Origin of the sequence: Streptomyces sp. NPDC088124 (genome assembly GCF_040685895.1) — a bacterium.
Taxonomy (GTDB): Bacteria; Actinomycetota; Actinomycetes; order Streptomycetales; family Streptomycetaceae; genus Streptomyces.
Genome location: NZ_JBFBJB010000003.1, coordinates 138915 through 159899 on the forward strand (window position 1 = coordinate 138915; position 20985 = coordinate 159899).

Annotated in this window: 22 protein-coding genes; 18 read left to right on the top strand and 4 right to left on the bottom strand. The window is 71.1% G+C overall.

Annotated features, from left to right (window positions below):
* Positions 1-4 precede the first annotated feature (4 nt).
* From AB0P17_RS03395 to AB0P17_RS03415, 5 genes are all read left to right on the top strand, one after another.
* Positions 5-889: a hypothetical protein gene (locus AB0P17_RS03395; RefSeq protein WP_365807137.1), complete on the top strand. Its 885-nt coding sequence runs from the start codon at positions 5-7 to the stop codon at positions 887-889.
* A 56-nt stretch (positions 890-945) separates the two neighbouring features.
* Entirely contained in the window at positions 946-1524 is a 579-nt protein-coding gene (locus tag AB0P17_RS03400; RefSeq protein WP_365807139.1) for a Uma2 family endonuclease, read from the top strand.
* A gap of 69 nt (positions 1525-1593) precedes the next feature.
* Positions 1594-2223, top strand: coding sequence for a hypothetical protein (locus tag AB0P17_RS03405; RefSeq protein ID WP_365807140.1), 630 nt, complete (start codon positions 1594-1596; stop codon positions 2221-2223).
* 76 nt (positions 2224-2299) lie between these two features.
* Positions 2300-2944 carry a hypothetical protein gene (locus AB0P17_RS03410; RefSeq protein WP_365807142.1) on the top strand — a complete coding sequence of 215 codons (645 nt, stop codon included), beginning with the start codon at positions 2300-2302 and terminating at the stop codon, positions 2942-2944.
* A gap of 71 nt (positions 2945-3015) precedes the next feature.
* Positions 3016-3393 (top strand): hypothetical protein, encoded by a 378-nt coding sequence (locus AB0P17_RS03415; protein ID WP_365807143.1) that lies wholly within the window; start codon positions 3016-3018, stop codon positions 3391-3393.
* A 599-nt stretch (positions 3394-3992) separates the two neighbouring features.
* Here AB0P17_RS03415 and AB0P17_RS03420 read toward each other — a convergent pair.
* Positions 3993-5321 carry a class I SAM-dependent methyltransferase gene (locus AB0P17_RS03420; RefSeq protein ID WP_365807333.1) on the bottom strand — a complete coding sequence of 443 codons (1329 nt, stop codon included), beginning with the start codon at positions 5319-5321 and terminating at the stop codon, positions 3993-3995.
* Between the two features lie 115 nt (positions 5322-5436).
* On the opposite strand from AB0P17_RS03420, the gene AB0P17_RS03425 reads away from it, so the two are divergent.
* The 3 genes from AB0P17_RS03425 to groL all read left to right on the top strand — a co-directional run bounded on the left by AB0P17_RS03425 (position 5437) and on the right by groL (position 9199).
* A complete protein-coding gene (locus AB0P17_RS03425) occupies positions 5437-6483 on the top strand; it encodes a polysaccharide deacetylase family protein (protein WP_365807145.1) in 1047 nt (348 codons plus the stop codon).
* A 679-nt stretch (positions 6484-7162) separates the two neighbouring features.
* Positions 7163-7471 (top strand): co-chaperone GroES, encoded by a 309-nt coding sequence (groES, locus tag AB0P17_RS03430; RefSeq protein ID WP_023539274.1) that lies wholly within the window; start codon positions 7163-7165, stop codon positions 7469-7471.
* A gap of 102 nt (positions 7472-7573) precedes the next feature.
* Positions 7574-9199, top strand: a complete 1626-nt coding sequence (groL, locus tag AB0P17_RS03435; RefSeq protein ID WP_365807147.1) for a chaperonin GroEL — start codon at positions 7574-7576, stop codon at positions 9197-9199.
* 99 nt (positions 9200-9298) lie between these two features.
* Here the strand turns inward: groL and AB0P17_RS03440 are convergent, their stop codons facing one another.
* From AB0P17_RS03440 to AB0P17_RS03450, 3 genes are all read right to left on the bottom strand, one after another.
* A complete protein-coding gene (locus AB0P17_RS03440) occupies positions 9299-10072 on the bottom strand; it encodes an SDR family oxidoreductase (protein WP_365807149.1) in 774 nt (257 codons plus the stop codon).
* 133 nt (positions 10073-10205) lie between these two features.
* Positions 10206-10880, bottom strand: coding sequence for an MOSC domain-containing protein (locus AB0P17_RS03445; RefSeq protein WP_365807150.1), 675 nt, complete (start codon positions 10878-10880; stop codon positions 10206-10208).
* Between the two features lie 153 nt (positions 10881-11033).
* Entirely contained in the window at positions 11034-11402 is a 369-nt protein-coding gene (locus AB0P17_RS03450; protein ID WP_365807152.1) for a WhiB family transcriptional regulator, read from the bottom strand.
* Positions 11403-11826: 424 nt separating this feature from the next.
* Here AB0P17_RS03450 and AB0P17_RS03455 point away from each other — a divergent pair, with 424 nt between their 5' ends.
* From AB0P17_RS03455 to AB0P17_RS03500, 10 genes are all read left to right on the top strand, one after another.
* Entirely contained in the window at positions 11827-12438 is a 612-nt protein-coding gene (locus tag AB0P17_RS03455; protein ID WP_003948568.1) for a response regulator transcription factor, read from the top strand.
* Positions 12439-12732: 294 nt separating this feature from the next.
* On the top strand, positions 12733-13308 hold the full coding sequence (locus tag AB0P17_RS03460; RefSeq protein ID WP_329828701.1) for a sigma-70 family RNA polymerase sigma factor: 576 nt from the start codon (positions 12733-12735) through the stop codon (positions 13306-13308).
* Between the two features lie 260 nt (positions 13309-13568).
* A complete protein-coding gene (gene guaB, locus AB0P17_RS03465; RefSeq protein WP_365807154.1) occupies positions 13569-15071 on the top strand; it encodes an IMP dehydrogenase in 1503 nt (500 codons plus the stop codon).
* A gap of 37 nt (positions 15072-15108) precedes the next feature.
* Positions 15109-15375: a hypothetical protein gene (locus AB0P17_RS03470; RefSeq protein ID WP_365807156.1), complete on the top strand. Its 267-nt coding sequence runs from the start codon at positions 15109-15111 to the stop codon at positions 15373-15375.
* Positions 15376-15422: 47 nt separating this feature from the next.
* Positions 15423-16547, top strand: a complete 1125-nt coding sequence (locus AB0P17_RS03475) for a GuaB3 family IMP dehydrogenase-related protein (RefSeq protein WP_365807158.1) — start codon at positions 15423-15425, stop codon at positions 16545-16547.
* A 171-nt stretch (positions 16548-16718) separates the two neighbouring features.
* A complete protein-coding gene (locus tag AB0P17_RS03480) occupies positions 16719-17279 on the top strand; it encodes an RNA polymerase sigma factor (protein WP_365807160.1) in 561 nt (186 codons plus the stop codon).
* Positions 17276-18091 carry a zf-HC2 domain-containing protein gene (locus AB0P17_RS03485; protein ID WP_365807161.1) on the top strand — a complete coding sequence of 272 codons (816 nt, stop codon included), beginning with the start codon at positions 17276-17278 and terminating at the stop codon, positions 18089-18091. The genes AB0P17_RS03480 and AB0P17_RS03485 overlap by 4 nt, the downstream gene beginning before the upstream one ends.
* A gap of 115 nt (positions 18092-18206) precedes the next feature.
* On the top strand, positions 18207-19022 hold the full coding sequence (locus AB0P17_RS03490; protein ID WP_365807163.1) for an ABC transporter ATP-binding protein: 816 nt from the start codon (positions 18207-18209) through the stop codon (positions 19020-19022).
* Positions 19019-20407, top strand: coding sequence for a hypothetical protein (locus tag AB0P17_RS03495; protein ID WP_365807164.1), 1389 nt, complete (start codon positions 19019-19021; stop codon positions 20405-20407). Before AB0P17_RS03490 ends, AB0P17_RS03495 begins: the two co-directional genes overlap by 4 nt.
* Complete coding sequence (locus tag AB0P17_RS03500) at positions 20404-20985, top strand: hypothetical protein (protein WP_365807166.1); 582 nt, start codon at positions 20404-20406, stop codon at positions 20983-20985. Before AB0P17_RS03495 ends, AB0P17_RS03500 begins: the two co-directional genes overlap by 4 nt.

Consider the following 20985-nt stretch of genomic DNA (forward strand, 5'->3'; position numbering starts at 1 on the left):
CCCAATGGCTACTCAGCAGCCTACTGCTGTCCCGCGCCCGCACGCCCATCCCCACGCCAACCCGGGGTACGGAAAACGGCTCGCGCCCGAGCAATCCCCCCGCCGTGCCGACGACTTCGCACATCTGCCCAGGCGCGAGGCCGCGATCGCCGGATATATCGACCGGCTGCCGGAGGGCGCCGACATCTCGGTGAAGACGCTCGCGCGCCACCTCGCCGACTACGGCCAGTGCGCCGTACGGACCGCGCTCAACGGCCTCTCCTGCGCGGGCCACCTGCGCCGCCACCGGGAGGCCGTCCTCACCGGGAACGGCACGCAGCGCTGGGTGTGGCGCACGTACTGGTCGCGGGGCGCGCGGGACGACGACTGGTGGACGGCGTTCACCACGGGCGCCGCCGTACCGTCGTCCGGCCCACAGCCTGTCCGGACTCCCTCGGCGCTGGCCCGTACCGCCGCGTACGACGTCCTCGCACGGCTCGGCCGTATCGACCCGCGCCTGACGCTCTCCGAACCCGAATGCGGGGTGCTGGAGGAGGTGGCGGCGGAGTGGTTCGAGCGCGGCGCCGGTCAGGCCCAGCTCGTACAGGCGCTCACGGCAGGCCTTCCCGCGCAGGTGTCGGCCCCGTACGCCTTCGTACGCGCCCGGCTCCTCGCCAAGCTCCCTCCGGAGCCACCCTGCCCGCGCCGGACCATGGAGTGCACGGACTGCGGCGTGCCCGCCGAACCGGCCCAGCTCCCGGGCGGCCTGTGCCGCACCTGCCGAGGCGCCCCGGCCCCCGCTGCCCCGGGCGGGACCCTGCCACCGGAGCGCGTCCAGCACCACGCGGCCCGGCTGCGCACGGCTTTACGGACACCACTCGATCGGACCTCTGAGGAGAAGCAGCCATGAGCCTTCTGCACGCGCCGCCTGAAACCCGGGCAGGATGGAGGGGAGGAGGCGAGGCCATGACCCCGAACACCACTGACCGACCCCAGATGACGGTCGAGCAATTCGAGCAGATCGCGCACTCGGCGCCCGAGGGCGTTCGGCTCGAATACTTCAACGGAAAGATCGAGGCCAAGCCCGTGCCGGACGGTAACCACGACGAGATCGTCATGTGGCTCCTGGAACAGTGCATGCAGCATCGTCCCGACCTGAGGCTCTACCCCGAACGTGGGCTCAAGATCGAGGCGTACCGCGGGGGCCGGGCGCGGACCGATGGCACGCTCGCCCCTCGCAGGCACTTCACCGGGGCGGGCGAGTGGGCCGAGCCCGACGGCGTGCTCATGGCGGTCGAGGTCACCTCGCACGACCGGGACACGGACCAGCGCGACCGGATCGACAAGCCGGACGGCTACGCCGCCGCTGGGATCCCCGTCTACCTTCTCGTGGACCGCGACACCGACAGCGTCACCGTCCACTCCGACCCCGAGGGCGGCCGGTACCGCTGCTCGACGACCCGGCCGTTCGGTGCCGTCGTCGAGCTGCCCGACCCCGTCGGTATCAAGCTGGAGACCGAGGAACTGAAGGAGTTCGCCGACTGACGGCCCGTGGCGTGGGTGCGGGTGAGGGCGTGGCCGGTCGTCCGGTTGCCGGTCGATAACCTCGTGCACATGTCACGTCGTACGCCGCTGCCCCCGCCCCCGCCCCCGGAGCACCTGCGCTCCTGGCCGGACCGCGCGGCCCTGCTCGCGGACCGGGCCCGGGCGCTCACGTATCTCGGCGGTCGCAGCCTCGGGCCGGCCGCGCTGGTGCGTTTCTGGCTGCTGGTGGTGGGGGTGCAGTTCGGGTGGTTCCTGGTTGGGGAGTTGCTGGTCTCGCTCGCCGACGGGGTCGATCCCCTCGGCGTCGTGTTCGCCGTGCCCTTCCTCGCGATCGGGCTGGGTGTGCTGGTCACAGCGGTGGTCTTCCTCGGGCTGTCCGTCCGTGAGGAGCGCGCGATGCGCGGCCTGATGACACAGTGGGCGGCGCTGGACCTCGACCCGCGGGCCGATGCGGGGCTGCGGATGGCGGGACGCAGCCTGAGCTGGCTGCTCACGTCGTTCGTGGCGGGCGCCACGGGGCTGGCCATCGCGTTCGTCGTACCGGCCATGGCCGAGCGGGGTGAGGACACGTACGCGGAGGTCGCGTACGGGATGGGGGCGGGCACCGTCCTGTGGATCGCCGGGCTGATCGGGGTGGTCCGGGCGGTGGGGCACTACCGGTGGGCGGTACGGCTGATCCTCCCGGCGAAGGCCCGCTGACGTACCCGGCGCCGGGTACGACGCGGTCAGGCGCCCGGACGCAGCCGCTCCCCGCCGCCCCGCTACCCTCTGCCGCATGATCAACCGCCGGCCGCTGCCGCCGTCCCCGCCGCCCGAGGAGCTGTGCTCCTGGCCCGACGACGCGGCGCGCCTCGCCGACCGGTCCACGGCCCTGGTGGAGCTGAGCAGACGCGGCCTGGGGATCGTACGGCTGGTGCTGCTGTGGCTGACCGGGGCGGTCACGGTGCTCGGCTGGGCGTGCGTCGGGCTGGCCGTCCAGAGCTTCGGGGAGGTCGGCTTCGACCCGGTGAGCGGGGTCGTGGCGCTGATCCTCGCGGCGGTCCTGCTGGTGCCCGCGGCGATCGCCCTCGGCTTCTGGCTGCACCGGGGCCATGTCATACGGCGGCGCCTGGAGGCGTGGGCGGCCCTCGACCCGGCGCCGGTGAGCGAGGCGCAGTCCCTGGCGCACCGGAGGTCGGTGCTGTGGCTGCTGCCCTCGGTGGCGCTGTGCCTGGCGGGGGTGGTCCTGGTCGGGGCTGCCCTGGCCGAGGCCTCGTCGCGGACGACGAAGGTGAGCAGTACGACGTACCTGATCGGGCTCGGGACCACGGTCCTGCTCACCGGGATTCTCGGCCTCGCCCAGTCGTTCTCGCAGCGGCGCTGGTCAGCGCAGTTGCGTCATCGCGTCCCGGTTCGCCGGGGCGGAGGCGCGCATCGCTGAGGCTGTTCCCACCGGCGCCGTCCTATCCTGAAGAGGGAACGCATACGCCATTCAGGTGTAAGGGGCGGCCGATGGAATGGCTTTGGTGGATTTTCGTCTTCTTCATCGTGGGCGGGTTCGGCTGGGTGGCCGACACGGGCCGGACCGCCCTCAGGACCCGGCATGAACGAAAAATCGAACGCTTCAAGCTGGCGGAGGGCGAGCGCCAGGCCGAGCGTCAGGCTCTGGAAGAGGCCCAGAAGCTCCCGGAGCCGATCTGCGGCTGCTCGCACCACCTGGCGAAGCACGACCGGCAGGGCAAGTGCCACGAGGACGTCGAGACCCCGACGGAGTGGGACGAGAACAAGAAGCCACTGCGGTACGAACTGAGGCAGTGCAACTGCCAGCGGTATGTGGGCCCGCAGCCGCTCTCCCAGATCTACGCGGACGAACTGACGGATCTGGACTGACCGGGCCGAGCCGGGCCGACGCGACCGGACCCGGTCGGCCTGTCGCGGACCGCGGCGGTGGCGGTGTGGGTGGGGCTTGTGAGGATCGACACCGAGGGCGCTCGTCAGCAGGGATGAACGGAATCAGTTGAGCGCACGCAGCACCAGCCGGACAACCGCTGTTATTCCTCGCCAGATCCACTCGAACAGTCCTGCGGGTACGGCCAGATCGGCGGCGCCGTCGACTACGGTCTCCCGGCCGGCCCCCGAACGGCACCGGGAGCAGGAGCGGGGCCAACGGCGCTTCTGCCCACCGCATTTCTTGCACATCGTCATGGTCATAGCCTCGTTCTTCCCTTCCACCCCACCGCTCCGCGGCGGCGTCCCGAACCTCGTAGTGGCTGGCCGGACCGTGAAGGAACGACCATCCAGGGCGACCACTCCGCCGTACCCCTTGCGCGGGTTCCGTACGTCGATCATGTGGGAAAGGCTAGGGGTGGCGCCGGGGCGCGCGCAGTCCTCCAAAGTCGCGTCCGGCGTCCACTTTCGGCGCGTGGCGTGGCGGGGACGCCCCCTGGTACTACCGTCGCCCGATCAGGGCGCATCGGCTGGCGCCGAGGCTATTCCGCCGAGTCCCCGGGGGCGGTGGCCGGGTGGCCCAGGAGCATGGTGGGGGCGCCTGCCACGCGGGTCAGGAAGACCGTGGCCGTGTGCGGGCCCTTGAGCTTGAGGCGGCGGCGCAGCTCTTCCGGTTCCACCGCCGAGCCGCGCTTCTTCACCGTCAGGACGCCTACCTCGCGGGCCCGCAGCAGGGCCTTCAGCTTCTTGAGGTTGAAGGGGAGTTCATCGGTGATCTCGTAGGCGGTGGCGTACGGGGTGGGGCGCAGTCCGTCGGCGGTGACGTACGCGATCGTCTCGTCGATCAGCCCTCCGTCCAGCTCCTCGGCCACCTCCGCGACGAGATGGGCGCGGATGACGGCGCCGTCCGGTTCGTACAGGAAGCGGCCGACCGTGCGGACGGGCGGGTCGGGCAGGCCGCGGCCCGTGAGGGTGATCGGGGCGTCGGTGGGTGCCCGGGGGGAGAGGAGCGTCGCGCGGCGCGTGCCGGGGGTGACAGGGGCGGGAGAGGTGGCGGATGGGGTGAGGGATGCGGTGGAGGATGGGGTGGGGGGTTCCGGTGCCCGATCCACGGCGTGCCAGAGCACCGCCTCCTTGACGTCGCCGCCGTCCGAGATCCACTCCGCCTCGAAGTCGTCCGGGACCAGCTCGTGCGGAATGCCCGGCGCGATCTTGATCGCGCCCGCGCCCACCCGCCGTACCGCCTCCACCGCCCAGGACAGCGGTGGCGAGTACGCCTCCGGATCGAAGATCCTGCCCCGCCCGCCGCGCCGCGCCGGGTCGATGAAGAGGGTGCCGGCGCCGGTCAGGTCGTACTCCAGGACGTCCGCGCGGGTCACCGTCACGGGCGGGGCGCCGGGGGCCAGGGTGCGTACGTTCGTACGGGCCATCTCGCAGGTCAGCGGGTCGAGATCGACGGCGGAGACGGCGAAGCCCGCCCGCGCCAGTTCGATCGCGTCGCCGCCGATGCCGCAGCAGAGGTCGGTGACCCGGGGCGCGTCCCCGTCCGCCGGCGCCGCGAGGGCGCGGAACCTGACCGCCCGGTAGGCGGCGACGGAGCCGCGCGTGGCCTGTTCGACGCCGTTCGGCGTGAAGTACATGCGGTACGCGTCCGTCGCGCCGAACTTCGCCACCGCGCGCTGGCGCAGCCGCGCCTGGGCCAGCGCCGCGGAGACCAGTTCGGCCGGGTGGTCGCGGCGCAGCCGGGTCGCGAGGGCGAGTTCATCTGCGGGGTCGTGGTCGCGCAGTTCGGCGAGGAGGGCCTGGCCCTCGGCGGAGAGCAGCGGCGCGAGAGAAGGGGAGGCGGGGGCGCGGTCGGTCACCCGGTCCATTGTGGGCCAGGCGGGGGATGGCGCGCGCCGGGCGGCGGTGTCGGACGGGCGGAGGTGCCGGGCGCTGACAGGATGCGGCGCCATGCAGCTAGTAAGACAAAAAGAACAAAAGGAAATGGTAGAGGTACGGGTCGCCCCGAAGGAGCCCCGGAACCTCCGGGCGTCCCGGCGGCGCGGCAAGCGGTGCGTGGCCGCCCTGGCGACGCTGCTCGTCGCCGCGATCGGCTCGGGTTGCGCCGCCGGGACCGGTGCCCCGGGGCACTCCGCCTCCGCCGGGCACGGCCGGCCCGGTGAACACGACGCACACGGCGAGCACGGTGAACATGGCGAGCGCGGCCAGGAGGGCGAGCGCGGCCAGGTGGCCTCCGGCGCGCCCGGCGGGCAGCAGGAGGGCGGCGCGGGGACGCTCTCGTACGCCGAGCAGACGCGCCGTACACAGGCCGCGCGCGCCATCGCGGCGCAGAAGTGGGGACTCGCCAGTACGCCCCTGGCCGCGCCCCCCGCGCCCGCGGTCAAGCCGGAGATCACCAACCGCAAGGGCTTCGAGATCGAGGACGAGGGGGAGGGCGAGAACCTGCCGCCCGTCTTCACCACCGTCCCGGTCAAGGACCGGGTCGTCTTCCTGACGATGGACGACGGTGCGGAGAAGGACCCCGAGCTGCTGCGGATGATGACCGAGCTGAAGATCCCGTACACCGCCTTCCTCAGCGACTACGTCATCAACGACGACTACGGCTACTTCCAGCAGATGCAGGACCGCGGGGTCACCATCCAGAACCACACGCTCAACCACCCCTACCTGCCCGGGCTCTCCTACGAGGAACAGCGGACGGAGATCTGCGACCAGCAGGACAAGCTGGGCAAGCGGTACGGGAAGCGCCCCACGCTGTTCCGGCCGCCGTACGGCAACTACAACCACGACACGCTGCGCGCCGCCAAGACCTGCGGGGTGCGGGCCGTGCCGCTGTGGACGGCCGAGGCGTACCCCGACCACATGGAGTGGCGCGAGTGGGACCGGGACCTGCACCCCGGCGACATCGTCCTCACGCACTTCCGTGGCCGCGAGGACTGGAAGGGCACCATGCCCGACATGATCCGGCACGCGATGAAGGTGATCACGGACAAGGGATACGCCGTGGCCAGGCTGGAAGACTACGTATGAGACCCGGGCACCGGCTGCTGGCCGGAGTGCTGGCGGCCGGTGCGCTCCTCACCGTCGGCTGCGCGCAGTCGGTGGACCCCATCGAACGGCTCGGGCGCAAGGCGGCGCAGAGGGTCGGCCCGCGGGCGTGGCAGGCCCCGCCGGTCGCGGGGGTCTCGCGCGGACCCGGTGTCCCTGGTGTCCCCGGTGCTCCTGGTGTTCCTGGATTCTCCGGTGTCCCCGGTATTCCGCGCGTGGCGGTTCCGGAGCCCGTCTCGCGTGCCGTCGTCGTACGCCGGAAGTGCGGGCGGCCCGCGCCGCCGGGGCGGACGGGGAAGCGCACCGCGAAGTGCCGGGGGCCGGCGCGCCCGGCCCGTGGCGTACCCGGAACGCCGACCCGCGCGCCCCGTGTTCCCGGCGTACCCGACACGCCCGACACGCGCTGACCGCGCCCGAACTCGTGTCCGGAACCATGCCCTCTCCGCTCGCGTTTCCCTCTCGGGAGTTCACGCCGCGCCCGTCCGTATTTGGCACTCCGCTTGACCGAGTGCTAATCGCGGTCATAGTCTCAGGCCTGGCACTCCCCACTGGAGAGTGCCAAAGCGCGACTGACGGATCCGGCACCCGCGACGACGGGTCCATCTGGTCGCCACCCTCAGACAGTTAACCCCGTGAGATCTCCGAAGGGGGAGGTCGGATCGTGACGACCGCCAGCACCAAGGTTGCCATCAAGCCGCTTGAGGACCGCATTGTGGTCCAGCCGCTCGACGCCGAGCAGACCACGGCCTCTGGCCTGGTTATCCCGGACACCGCCAAGGAGAAGCCCCAGGAGGGCGTCGTCCTGGCCGTGGGCCCGGGCCGTTTCGAGAACGGCGAGCGGCTCCCGCTCGACGTTTCCGTCGGCGATGTCGTTCTGTACAGCAAGTACGGCGGCACCGAGGTGAAGTACAGCGGCGAGGAGTACCTCGTCCTCTCGGCTCGCGACGTGCTCGCGATCATCGAGAAGTAACTCACCGAAGATTTACTTTTGCTTTTGAGCTGCGCCCCTGGCCCCCCTGCGAATGCCGGGTGGACAGGGGCGCAGCTCATTTGAGAGGACAGAGAAGCTCCCATGGCGAAGATCCTGAAGTTCGACGAGGACGCCCGTCGCGCCCTTGAGCGCGGCGTCAACAAGCTTGCCGACACGGTGAAGGTGACGATCGGCCCCAAGGGCCGCAACGTCGTCATCGACAAGAAGTTCGGCGCCCCCACCATCACCAACGACGGTGTCACGATCGCCCGCGAGGTCGAGCTCGACGACCCGTACGAGAACCTCGGCGCCCAGCTCGTGAAGGAGGTGGCGACCAAGACCAACGACATCGCGGGTGACGGCACCACCACCGCCACCGTGCTGGCGCAGGCGCTGGTCCGCGAGGGTCTGCGCAACGTCGCCGCGGGCGCTTCCCCGGCCTCCCTGAAGAAGGGCATCGACGCCGCGGTCAAGGCCGTCTCCGACGAGCTGCTCGCGACCGCCCGCCCGATCGACGACAAGTCCGACATCGCCGCCGTCGCCGCGCTCTCCGCGCAGGACGAGCAGGTCGGCGAGCTCATCGCCGAGGCGATGGACAAGGTCGGCAAGGACGGTGTCATCACCGTCGAGGAGTCCAACACCTTCGGTCTGGAGCTGGACTTCACCGAGGGCATGGCCTTCGACAAGGGCTACCTGTCCCCCTACATGGTGACCGACCAGGAGCGTATGGAGGCCGTCCTCGACGACCCGTACATCCTGATCCACCAGGGCAAGATCGGTTCGATCCAGGACCTGCTCCCGCTGCTGGAGAAGGTCATCCAGGGCGGCAGCTCCAAGCCGCTGCTGATCATCGCCGAGGATGTCGAGGGCGAGGCGCTCTCCACCCTCGTCGTCAACAAGATCCGCGGCACGTTCAACGCCGTCGCGGTCAAGGCCCCCGGCTTCGGTGACCGCCGTAAGGCCATGCTCGGCGACATCGCCACCCTCACCGGTGCGACCGTCATCGCCGAGGAGGTCGGCCTCAAGCTCGACCAGGCCGGTCTGGACGTGCTGGGCTCCGCCCGCCGCGTCACCGTCACCAAGGACGACACGACCATCGTCGACGGCTCCGGTGCCGCCGACGAGATCACCGGCCGCGTCAACCAGATCAAGGCCGAGATCGAGACCACGGACTCCGACTGGGACCGCGAGAAGCTCCAGGAGCGCCTCGCGAAGCTGGCCGGCGGCGTGTGCGTGATCCGCGTCGGCGCCGCCACCGAGGTGGAGCTGAAGGAGAAGAAGCACCGTCTGGAGGACGCCATCTCCGCGACCCGCGCCGCGGTCGAGGAGGGCATCGTCTCCGGTGGTGGCTCCGCTCTGGTGCACGCCGCCAAGGTGCTGGAGGGCAACCTCGGCAAGGAGGGCGACGAGGCCACCGGTGTCGCGGTCGTCCGCCGCGCCGTCGTCGAGCCGCTGCGCTGGATCGCCGAGAACGCCGGCCTTGAGGGCTACGTCATCACCTCGAAGGTGGCGGACCTGGACAAGGGCCACGGCTTCAACGCCTCCACCGGCGAGTACGTCGACCTGGTGAAGGCCGGCGTCATCGACCCGGTCAAGGTCACGCGCTCCGCCCTGGAGAACGCCGCGTCCATCGCCGCGCTGCTGCTCACGACCGAGACCCTGGTCGTCGAGAAGCCGGCCGAGGAAGAGGCCGAGGCGGGCCACGGCGGCCACGGCCACAGCCACTGACGTCCTTCGCGGCTCAACCGTGAGTACCTGAGGTGACAAGCGGCCGGGCCCGGTACCCCCTGGAGGGGTGCCGGGCCCGGCTGTTGCCGTGGTGCCGGGTCACTGCGGGCCGTACTTGCGCCCCGCCTTCGAGGTGATCCCGCCGAGCAGCCCGCGCGGGGCCAGTTTCGCCGCACCCATCAGCGCCTTGTAGCGCGGATCCGGTACGGACACGGTCTTCCCGCGCGCCAGATCCGCCAGCGCGGCCGCCACCAGCTTGTCCGCGTCCAGCCACATCCACCCCGGGATGTTGTCCGTGCCCATCCCGGCCCGGTCATGGAACTCGGTCCGTGTGAAACCGGGGCACAGCGCCATCAGCCGCACCCCTGTGCCGGCCAGATCCCGCGCCGCGCCCTGGGTGAACTGCACGACCCACGCCTTCGAGGCGCCGTACGTCCCCCTCGGCAGGAACGCGGCGACCGACGCCACATTGACGACTCCGCCCCGCCCGCGCGTCCGCATCCCCGAGACACCGGCCGACGTCAGCCGCAGCACCGCCTCGCAGTGCACCTTCAGCATCGTCAGCTCGTCCTCCATCGACACGTCGAGAAAACGGCCCTTGCTGCCGAAACCCGCGTTGTTGACCAGCAGGTCCACCGCGTGAATGCGGTCCGAGAGCCGCTTCTCCACCGCCTCGATCCCGGCGTCCGTGGACAGGTCGGCGGTGAGCACCTCGGCCTCGATGCCGTGCAGATCGTGCAGTTCCGTGGCCTGGTCCCGCAGGCGCTCGGTGTCGCGGGCCACGAGCACGAGATTGTGCCCGTCCGCCGCCAGCCGCCGCGCGAAGGCAGCGCCGATACCCGCCGTCGAGCCCGTAATCAGAGCAGTCGTCATACGCGCACGGTAATGCCTGTGCCGTGGCGGCCCGGGCCCCGGCGGGGCAGGGGGACTCCCGTCAGGGTCATGCCGGACCGCCGGACCGCCGGACCGCCGGGCTGCCGGACCCGCCCGATCGGGACGGCGGCGCCTACACGAGACCGCCGTGCTTCGCCACATATGCCCGCGCGGCCCGCAACTCCTCCCCGTGCAGCGCCTCCCCGGCCGCGAGGATGCGCGGCAGCAGCTCCCGCTCCGTCGTACTCGCCCGGAACGCCAGGGCCACCGTCACCTCGTGGTCCGGCCGGTGGACCACCTCGATCGGGTCACCCGCGCTGATCTCCCCCGGAGTGATGACCCGCAGATAGGCGCCGGTCACCGCCCGCCGCGTGAAGCGCCTGACCCAGCCCGCCTCACCCAGCCACGCCTGGAACGTACGGCACGGGATCCGGCCGCTCGTCGCCTCCAGCACCACCTCGGAACCGATCCGCCAGCGCTCCCCGATCAGCGCCTCCGTCATGTCGAGGCCCGATGTCGTGAGATTCTCACCGAAACTGCCGTTGGGGAGGGGCCGCCCCAACTCCCGCTCCCAGTGGTCGAGATCCTCCCGCGCGAACGCGTACACCGCCTGGTCGCTGCCGCCGTGGTGGCGCAGGTCGCAGACCGCGTCACCGGAGAGTCCGCTCGCCCCCTCGCCCTTGGGGCCCGGGTCGGCCACCCGGACGGGGCCCTCCGCCGGGCGCTTGTCGATACCCGTGAAACCGCCGGGCGCATCCGTGTACTCCACGGACTTCGGCCGTCCCACATTCACGGTCAGAAGCTTCATGCCGCCACGCTAGTCACCCCGGCTCAAGTGATCCACTCGTCACTGGCGCGCACGGTGCGCCGTGAGCCTTCCTGGGCCGCGCGCTCGTATCACTGCCCCGCACGGGTACGAGAGACGTGCAGGAACGTTTCTTCCTTTGGGGGGAGGATGCGTTCAGTCGCCCTGCTGATGGTTTCCCGACCCGGCTCCCCCGGCCGGCCCCGGCCCGGAGCCCGATGTGGCGGAGTGTGCCGTGATCAGCCGGGTGCGCGCCCGTCCCATCAGCTCTTCCCGCTCGTCCTCCGTCAGCCCGCCCCACACTCCGTACGGCTCCCGTACCGCCAGTGCGTGGGCCGCGCACTCCGCGCGGACCGGGCACCGCATGCACACCTCTTTCGCCGAGTTCTCACGCGCGCTTCGTGCCGCGCCCCGTTCCCCCTCCGGGTGGAAGAAGAGCGAACTGTCCACACCGCGACAGGCGGCGAGCAGCTGCCAGTCCCACAGATCTGCGTTCGGTCCGGGAAGGCGGGAGAAATCTGCCATTGCTCATGTCCCCTTGAAACCGTGCTGAGGCGGATACGCGCCGCTTGGACGCCGGGTACGAGCCCGGCGCGTACTCGCTCCGGTGCTCCCGACCGTACATCTACTATGTAAGTAGATGTAAATATGACTCATTGCGAATCTAGCTACAGACACCAGCAAAAGTGAAGAAAAGCCGCTAAATGGGGCATGGCTCCGATGGGGTACCGAAAGACGCACGCCGCTCTCCTCCGTGTGCGCCTCCTCACGGGGAGTGCCGAACCGGGCTGTCGGACCCGTAACTCTTTCGAGTGACCGTCGTTGAATGTGCGAGGCGGTTGAGAGAACGAGCGATCGGGCACATGTCCGAGAGCGTCAATCGCACAGGTGACGACATGTATCCAGCCTGGAGGCTCAAGGTGACGCGCACTAGCTGCGGAGGACGGTCATGACATCCGTCCTCGTCTGCGACGACTCCCCGCTTGCCCGAGAGGCGCTCCGCCGCGCGGTCGCGACCGTGCCCGGCGTCGAGCGCGTGACGACCGCGGCCAACGGCGAGGAAGTCCTCCGCCGCTGGGGTGCCGATCGGTCGGATCTGATTCTGATGGATGTACGGATGCCCGGTCTCGGCGGGGTCGAGACCGTCCGCCGGCTGCTCTCGGCCGACCCCGGCGCCCGGATCATCATGCTCACGGTCGCGGAGGATCTGGACGGGGTCGCGCTCGCGGTCGCCGCCGGCGCCCGGGGCTATCTGCACAAGGACGCCTCGCGCGCCGAGTTGCGCGCGACGGTCACACAGGCGCTCGCCGACCCGACCTGGCGGCTCGCCCCGCGCCGGCTCCGGTCCGCCGAGATGGGCGCCGCGCCGACGCTCACCGCGCGCGAGATCCAGGTGCTCGAAGGCATGAGCCACGGCCGTTCCAACGCCGAGATCGGCCGTGAGCTGTTTCTTTCGGAGGACACGGTCAAGACGCACGCCCGGCGGCTCTTCAAGAAGCTGGGTGCCTCCGACCGCGCGCACGCGGTGGCGCTCGGTTTCCGCTGGGGCCTGGTCCGCTGACGTACATGCGGCCTTGAACCCTCGCCCGCCGGCGTTCCCCGACGGCGGGCGAGGGTGTGTTCCCGGCGCCGCGTACGGTGCTTTCCGGGCGAAGGGTGAGACAACGTACGCCCGTACACACCCGTTTCCCGCGCTATGCCGCATCCTTGAGATGTGGACTTCCACGGGGACGAGTCGGACGAGCGCGAGGGGAGAGCGCAGGAGATGAGTTCTGCCGCACCCGCTCATAACGCTTCGGTGCACAACTACGGACGCAGTGCCACCGATCAGCAGCCGCCAAGGCACCATGGACCGATGCGTGAAGACGAGCCCACGGTGATTGGTGCGCTCGTTCACCGCGCCGTCGACGGCGACGAACGGGCGACCCACGATCTGCTGGCCCGCGTGCACCCGCTCGCGCTGCGTTACTGCCGTACGAGACTCAACCGGCTGCCGGGTGACGCGCGCCACTTCGTCGAGGACCTCGCGCAGGAGGTCTGCGTCGCCGTGCTGATGGCGCTGCCGCGCTACCGCGACACCGGACGGCCCTTCGAGGCGTTCGTCTTCGCCATCGCCGGACACAAGGTCGCCGACCTCCAGCGGGCCGCCATGCGCCACCCGGGATCCACGGCCGTACCGTCCGACGAGATGCCCGAGCGCCCCGACGACTCGCTGGGCCCCGAGGAGCGCGCGCTGCTCAGCAGCGACGCCGAATGGGCCAAGAAACTGCTGGCCAACCTGCCGGAGAACCAGCGCGAGCTGCTGGTCCTGCGCGTCGCCGTCGGGCTCACCGCGGAGGAGACCGGGCAGATGCTGGGCATGTCCCCGGGAGCGGTACGGGTCGCCCAGCACCGCGCGCTGAGCAGACTGCGGGCCCTCGCCGAGCAGTGAGGCGGAGCCTCCCCGGACGGCGCGCGCGGTGACGAGGGGGCGGACGCGGGTACGGGGAGTGCCCGGCCCGCGTACGGGGAGTGCCCGGCGCGGATACGAGGAGTGCCCGGCGCGGATACGGGGAGTGCCCGGGGCGTACGGGGCCGTTTGCCGTACGAACGTACAAAGCCGGATCGGTGATCTCAAGCGTGGAATGAGAGGCCCGCGGAGGCCGTTAGCATGGACATCCGCACCGATCAAGGCCATTTGGGGAAGGTGTCATGACTGCAAACGTCGACGGAGTGCCCGAGAAGTTCGCGACGCTCGGGCTGACATACGACGACGTGCTGCTGCTGCCGGGCGCCTCGGAAGTGCTGCCGAACCAGGTGGACACCGCGTCTCTGGTCTCGCGGAACGTCAAGGTGAACATCCCGCTGCTCTCCGCCGCGATGGACAAGGTCACCGAGTCCCGCATGGCGATCGCCATGGCCCGTCAGGGCGGTGTCGGTGTGCTGCACCGCAACCTCTCCATCGCGGACCAGGCCAACCAGGTCGACCTGGTGAAGCGCTCCGAGTCCGGCATGGTGACCGACCCGATCACGGTCCACCCGGACGCGACGCTCGCCGAGGCGGACCAGCTCTGCGCGAAGTTCCGGATCAGCGGCGTCCCGGTCACCGACCGCGCGGGCAAGCTGCTCGGCATCGTCACCAACCGTGACATGGCCTTCGAGGCGGACCGTACGCGCCAGGTGCGCGAGGTCATGACCCCCATGCCGCTGGTCACCGGCAAGGTCGGCATCTCCGGTGTCGACGCCATGCAGCTGCTGCGCCGCCACAAGATCGAGAAGCTGCCGCTGGTCGACGACGCGGGCATCCTCAAGGGTCTGATCACGGTCAAGGACTTCGTCAAGGCAGAGAAGTACCCGCACGCGGCCAAGGACGCCGAGGGCCGGCTGCTCGTCGGCGCGGCCGTCGGCGCCAGCCCGGAGGCGCTGGAACGCGCCCAGGCACTGGTCGCGGCGGGCGTCGACTTCCTCGTCGTGGACACCTCGCACGGCCACAACAGCAACGCGCTGAGCTGGATGTCCAAGATCAAGTCGAGTGTCGGCATCGACATCATCGGCGGCAACGTCGCCACCAGGGACGGCGCCCAGGCGCTGATCGACGCGGGCGTGGACGGCGTCAAGGTGGGCGTGGGCCCCGGCTCGATCTGTACGACCCGCGTCGTCGCCGGCATCGGCGTTCCGCAGGTCACGGCGATCTACGAGGCGGCCGTGGCGTGCCAGGCGGCCGGGATCCCGGTCATCGGCGACGGTGGCCTCCAGTACTCCGGCGACATCGGCAAGGCGCTCGCCGCCGGGGCCAGCACGGTCATGCTCGGCAGCCTGCTCGCCGGGTGCGAGGAGTCGCCGGGCGAGCTGCAGTTCATCAACGGCAAGCAGTTCAAGTCGTACCGCGGCATGGGTTCGCTCGGTGCGATGCAGTCGCGCGGCCAGGGCCGCTCCTTCTCGAAGGACCGCTACTTCCAGGCCGAGGTCGCCTCCGACGACAAGCTCGTCCCCGAGGGCATCGAGGGCCAGGTCCCGTACCGCGGCCCGCTCGCCGCCGTACTGCACCAGCTGGTCGGCGGACTGCGCCAGACCATGGGGTACGTGGGTGCGGCGTCCATCGACGAGATGGAGCGCAAGGGCCGCTTCGTACGGATCACGTCGGCGGGGCTCAAGGAGAGCCACCCGCACGACATCCAGATGACGGTCGAGGCGCCGAACTACACGGGCCGCTGACGATACGATTGCGGCTCTTCGCCGAGAGGGGTCTTTGATGCTCTACGCCGTGAAGTACAGCGAGGAAGCCGCCCGAGTACGTGACGGCCTGCCGGCGGACCGCCGGGCCCTCTTGGAACGTGGCCTCGCCGTGCTGGCGCAGGAGCCCCGTCCGAAGATTTCGGTGGCGCTCTCGGGAGACGAGTCGACGCGCTCGCTCGCGCTGACTCCGAACATCGGAATCGAGTACCTGGTCAGTGATGGCCTTCTCCTTGTACTCGTCGTCCACGTGGTCGACTTCACCCAGGTCCTCCTGGAGGAGTGACCGCGGGGATACTGGCACGGCAGACATAAAGGGAAAGGCCACACATCGTGACTGAGATCGAGATCGGGCGCGGCAAGCGCGGCCGCAGGGCGTACGCCTTCGACGACATCGCCGTCGTCCCCAGCCGGCGCACCCGGGACCCGAAGGAGGTCTCGATCGCCTGGCAGATCGACGCCTACCGGTTCGAGCTGCCGTTCCTGGCGGCTCCGATGGACTCCGTGGTCTCACCGAGCACCGCCATCCGCATCGGCGAGATGGGCGGTCTGGGCGTCCTCAACCTGGAGGGTCTGTGGACCCGGTACGAGGACCCGCAGCCGCTGCTCGACGAGATCGCCGAGCTGGACGAGTCGAGCGCGAATCGCAGGCTCCAGGAGATCTACGCCGAGCCGATCAAGGAAGAGCTGATCGGGCTGCGCATCAAGGAGGTGCGGGACTCGGGCGTCGTCACGGCCGCCGCCCTCTCCCCGCAGCGCACCGCGCAGTTCTCCAAGGCGGTCGTGGACGCCGGGGTCGACATCTTCGTCATCCGCGGTACGACGGTCTCCGCCGAGCATGTCTCGGGAGCGGCCGAGCCGCTGAACCTGAAGCAGTTCATCTACGAGCTGGACGTCCCGGTCATCGTCGGCGGCTGTGCCACGTACACCGCCGCGCTGCACCTGATGCGGACCGGCGCGGCGGGCGTGCTGGTCGGCTTCGGCGGCGGCGCGGCGCACACCACCCGTAACGTGCTGGGCATCCAGGTCCCGATGGCGACGGCCGTCGCGGATGTCGCGGCGGCCCGCCGTGACTACATGGACGAGTCCGGCGGCCGGTACGTCCACGTCATCGCGGACGGCGGCGTCGGCTGGTCCGGCGACCTGCCGAAGGCGATCGCCTGCGGCGCGGACTCGGTGATGATCGGCTCCCCGCTGGCCCGGGCGACGGACGCGCCGGGCAAGGGGCGCCACTGGGGCATGGAGGCCGTCCACGAGGACGTGCCGCGCGGCAAGCTGGTGGACCTGGGCATCGTCGGCACGACGGAGGAGGTCCTGACGGGCCCCTCGCACATCCCGGACGGGTCGATGAACTTCTTCGGCGCGCTGAAGCGGGCGATGGCGACGACGGGCTACAGCGAGCTGAAGGAGTTCCAGCGCGTCGAGGTGACGGTGGCGGACTCGCAGCACCGCCGCTGAGGACGCGCTCCTCTCCACCACCTGTTGTCCGTCTGTGTTGTCCGTGTGCGTGAACAGGCCACCTCCTGAGGAGGTGGCCTTTCTCGTGTCCCGCGCTCGGCGTCCACTCCCGGTGTGGCGCACATCACTCCGTAGCGAGAACCCTTTCGGAAGGCCCGGCGTCTGGCTCGTGTGAGAGCACGCAGGAGATCACCGGACCAGCTCGACGAGGAACGCCTCGTCCGCCGGGTGAGCAAGGGCGACCGCGAGGCGTTCGACGAGCTGTACCGGCGTACGTCGCCGTGGCTGGCGGTGCGTCTTCGCCGCCGCTGCGCGGACGAACAGATCGTCGCCGAGGTCATGCAGGAGACGTATCTGGCCGTGTGGCGCGCCGCGGGCGCGTTCGCCGGGAGCGCGGTCGACGGGACCGCCGCCGGGTGGCTGTGGACGATCGCGGCACGCCGCCTGGTGGACGCCTTCCGGCGCCGCGCCCACCACGCCGACGTACCGGCCGAGGTGTTCGAGCAGGCGAGCGCGCCCGCCGCGGAGGAGGTGGCGCTGGCCAGGACCGTGGACGGCGATGTCGGTGACGCCCTGCGGCGGCTGGCGCCGGAACTCCGGCAGGTACTGCAGGCCACGGTGCTCGACGGGTTCTCCGTGAGGGAGACCGCCGTACTGCTCGGGCTGCCCGAAGGCACGGTCAAGACCCGGGCCCGCCGCGCCCGGATCGCGATGCGAAAGGCGCTGACATGAGCGTGGAGCACGCTTCCGCACGGCTGATCCACCAGTACGCGCGGGGTGACGTCCTGACCGCCACCGACGAGGTGTGGGCCCTGGAGTCGCACCTGGAGGGCTGCGGGTCCTGCCGGGAGCGGCTGGCGGCCGCGGTCGCCACGGAGTCGCCGGAGCTCACGTCGCTGCTGAGCACCGTGCGTTCCGGCCTGGAGCCCCTGCTGGACGAGGCCGTTCCGATGCCGCACCGGCGCCGGTGGGCGCGGCTGTCGGCGTGGCTGACCCCGGTGCTGGCCCCGTGGCTGTTCATGCCCCTGTGCCTGACGCTGATCGCGCTGCTGCTGGAGGCCGCCGCCCCGGACTTCGGGGAGGTGTCGCCGCTGCTGCTGCTGGCTCCCGTCCTCCCGCTGGCCGGTGTCGCCGCTTCCTGGTCACGTCATCTGGACCCGGCGCACGAACTGACGGCCGCCACGCCGCGGGCCGGGCTGTATCTGCTGCTGCGACGCACCACGTGCGTGCTCGCGCTGCTCATCCCCGTACTGCTGGTGGGCGGAGTGGTGACGGGGGTCGCCGCCGCGCAGTGGCTGCTGCCCGCGCTGGCCTTCGCGGCGGCGGCCCTGGCACTGGGGAGCGTCATCGGGGTCAACCGTGCCGTCGTCTCCCTGGGGGCCGTGTGGGGGGCGGTGATCCTGGCGCCCGCCCTGATCACCAGCCGTATGCCGTTCGTTCTCCGGCCGGAACAGCTCCGGGTGTGGGGGCTACTTCTGGTCCTCGGCGTCGGGGTCCTGATCGCCCGCAGGGGCGTGTACTCCGCACGGGGCGGCTCCCACTGACACGGGGCCGCTCACCCGTGGGCGGCTCACCTGCGGGCCGTTCACAAGGAAGCGGCTCACCTGCGGGCCGTTCCCATGGAAGCGGCTCACATCGAACACGAGGAAGGGGCACCGTATGACAGCCGCAGCCGCGGCGAGCTCGGCCGACATCGCGCCGAAGACGTACGCGTGGGAAATCCAGGCGAAGGATCTGAAGGTACGGGCCGGGCGGAAGAAGATGGCCGTCGACGGCCTCGATCTCTCGCTCGGCGTCGGGGCCCACGGCCTCCTCGGCCCCAACGGGGCGGGAAAGACCACCCTGATCCGGGCGCTGTCGACCGTACTGCGACCCGCCGCGGGCGAACTGGCCCTGTTCGGGACCTCCGTGGGCGGGATGACCGACCTGCGGGCGCTGCGTCGCCGTATCGGCTATCTGCCGCAGGAGTTCGGCTACTACAAGCGCTTCACCGTGCGGGAGTTCGTCGAGTACATGGCATGGCTGAAGGAGGTGCCGAAGAGGGACATTCCCGCCGCCGTCCAGCGGGCCGTGGAACGGGTGGGTCTCGCGGACCGCGCCGACCAGCGGATGAAGGCCCTCTCCGGCGGCATGGTGCGACGGGCCGGGATCGCCCAGGCCATCGTCAACGACCCCACCCTGCTGCTGCTCGACGAGCCCACGGTGGGCCTCGACCCGGCCCAGCGGCTGCGCTTCCGCGAACTGCTGCAGGAACTGGGCCGTGAGGCGTGCGTGGTCGTCTCCACCCACCTGGTCGAGGACGTCGCCGCCGCCTGCTCCGACGTGGTCCTCTTCGCCGACGGCCGCCTCGTCTTCCAGGGCACCCCGGACGAGCTGGCCGCGGCGGGCGACGCGAAGCAACCCGGCGACAGCCCGCTGGAGCGCGGCTACTCGGCGCTGCTCAGCGGCTCCGGGCAGGAAAGGAACACCTGGTGAACGGCCGCGTACTCCGTATCGAGCTGAGGCGTTCCGCCGCCCTGTGGGCCGGTGCGTTCGTCGCGGCGGGCGGCTTCACGCTGCTCTGGCTGCTGGACGACCGGTGGCGGGGGGAGAGCGCGCCGGGTACGTGGCAGTGGACCCCGATGGCGATGCTGACCCGTACCGCGCTGTACTACATCTGGCCGGTGGTCGTGGGCCTCGGGGCGCTGCAAGGGCTGCGTGACGCCCGCTCCCGTACGACCGAACTGCTGACGACCACCCCACGGCCCGCGTGGAGCCGCGCGATGCTCCCGGCGGGCGCGACCGCGATCACACTGGTGTCGGCCTTCGGTCTGCTCACGCTCTGGGGTGGCGTCCAGCTGTTCGCCGGCGCCACCTCCTACACCCACCTCGGCTGGCTGCCGATCTCCCTCGTCGGGGTGCTTGCCCTGGTGGCGGGGGCCCTGTTCGGCATGGGGGCCGCCCGTCTCCTGCCTTCCGTCCTCACCCCGCCGGTCCTGGTGGTGGCCTGCCTCGCGGGGATCATCCTGACCCAGCAGAACACGGACGGGACGGTGCCTTCGGGGAACGTGCCGAACCGGCTCTCCCTGCTGTCACCGGCGATCCCGCAGCCGCGGGAGATGCTGCTGACCCTCGCCGGCCAGGTCCACCTGGGCCAGGCGCTCTGGCTGCTGGGGCTGCTGGCCACCGGGTTCGCGCTGCTGGTGGCGGTGGGCCGCCGGGCGCGGATGCTCGCGTTGGCTCCCGTCCTGGCGGGCGCCGTGCTCGCCGTGACCGTTCTCCCGGCCGAGTCGCGCGACGCGTACGTCGTCGACACGGCCGCGGCGGCACTGGTCTGTGACGGGCCGGTGTGCGTGACGCGGGCGCACGCGGCGCGACTGGACGAGATGGGGCCACGGGGCAAGGAGGCGCTGCGGGTGCTGCGCCGGGCACTGGGCGACAAGGCCCCGGACTCGGTACGGGAGGAGACCGCGCTGCGCGGCTCCGGCGACAAGCGGCAGCTCTCCGCCGGCACGGTGCTCGTGGACTTCGACGACACGCTCCTCGCCGGACGCGGGGGAGCGGAACTCACCCGCTACCTGGTCGCCCAGGGGCTGGCGCCGAACTGCCGCGGGCGTACGGCCTGGGAGGGCGGCGGAGACGCCGTCCTGGAGAGCATCGTCGCGGGCTGGGCGCTGGGCGACCGCACCCTCCAACCGCTGGAGGAGAAGAGCGACGACAAGTACTCGCGCGAGGAATGGAAGGAAGGGGAAGCCGCGTGGGACAGCCTCTCCGCGGCGGAGCCGGCCGAGCAGCGGGCGCGGATCGCCGCGGTGCACGAGTCGTCCCTGGCCTGCGGGTACGACGGTATCGAGGTGCTGACGGGGGGCGCGGCCCGGTGAGGTGGCTCCTCCTCCACGCCCGGGCGCGGCAGGTACCGGCGTCGGCCGCCGCCCTCGCCCTCACCACGCTGGTGGTGTGGTACTTCACCCACGGGGACGGGGACGGGGAGGCGGCCGCCGACCCGCGCGTCGCGCTGCTCACCATCGGTATGGGGGTGACCGCGGCCGCCGTCGGGCTCGGCGGGGCGGACGTCGCGCTGGAGCGTACGGCCGCGATCCGGTGGTCGGTCCGCAGAACGGCGCATGTGCTGCTGATCGCCACGCTCGTCGGCGCCGCACTGCTGCTCTCCGGGGCGGCGGGCGCGGAACTCGCTCCCGTCGCGTTCATCGTCCGGGACGCGGCCGGCCTGACCGGTCTGGCGGCGCTGGGGGCGACCGTATGCGGGGCGCCCTACGCGTGGGCTCCGCCGATGGGCTGGCTCGCGATCGCCCTCTTCCTGCCCGCCCCGTCCGGCACCGCGGGGGAGATCGCCGGCTGGATGCTGCTGCCACCCGGTACGGAAGTGGCCACCTGGACCGCGTCGGTTCTGCTGGCCGGGGGCACCGCGCTCTACGCCGTGATGGGGGAGCGGCGGTGA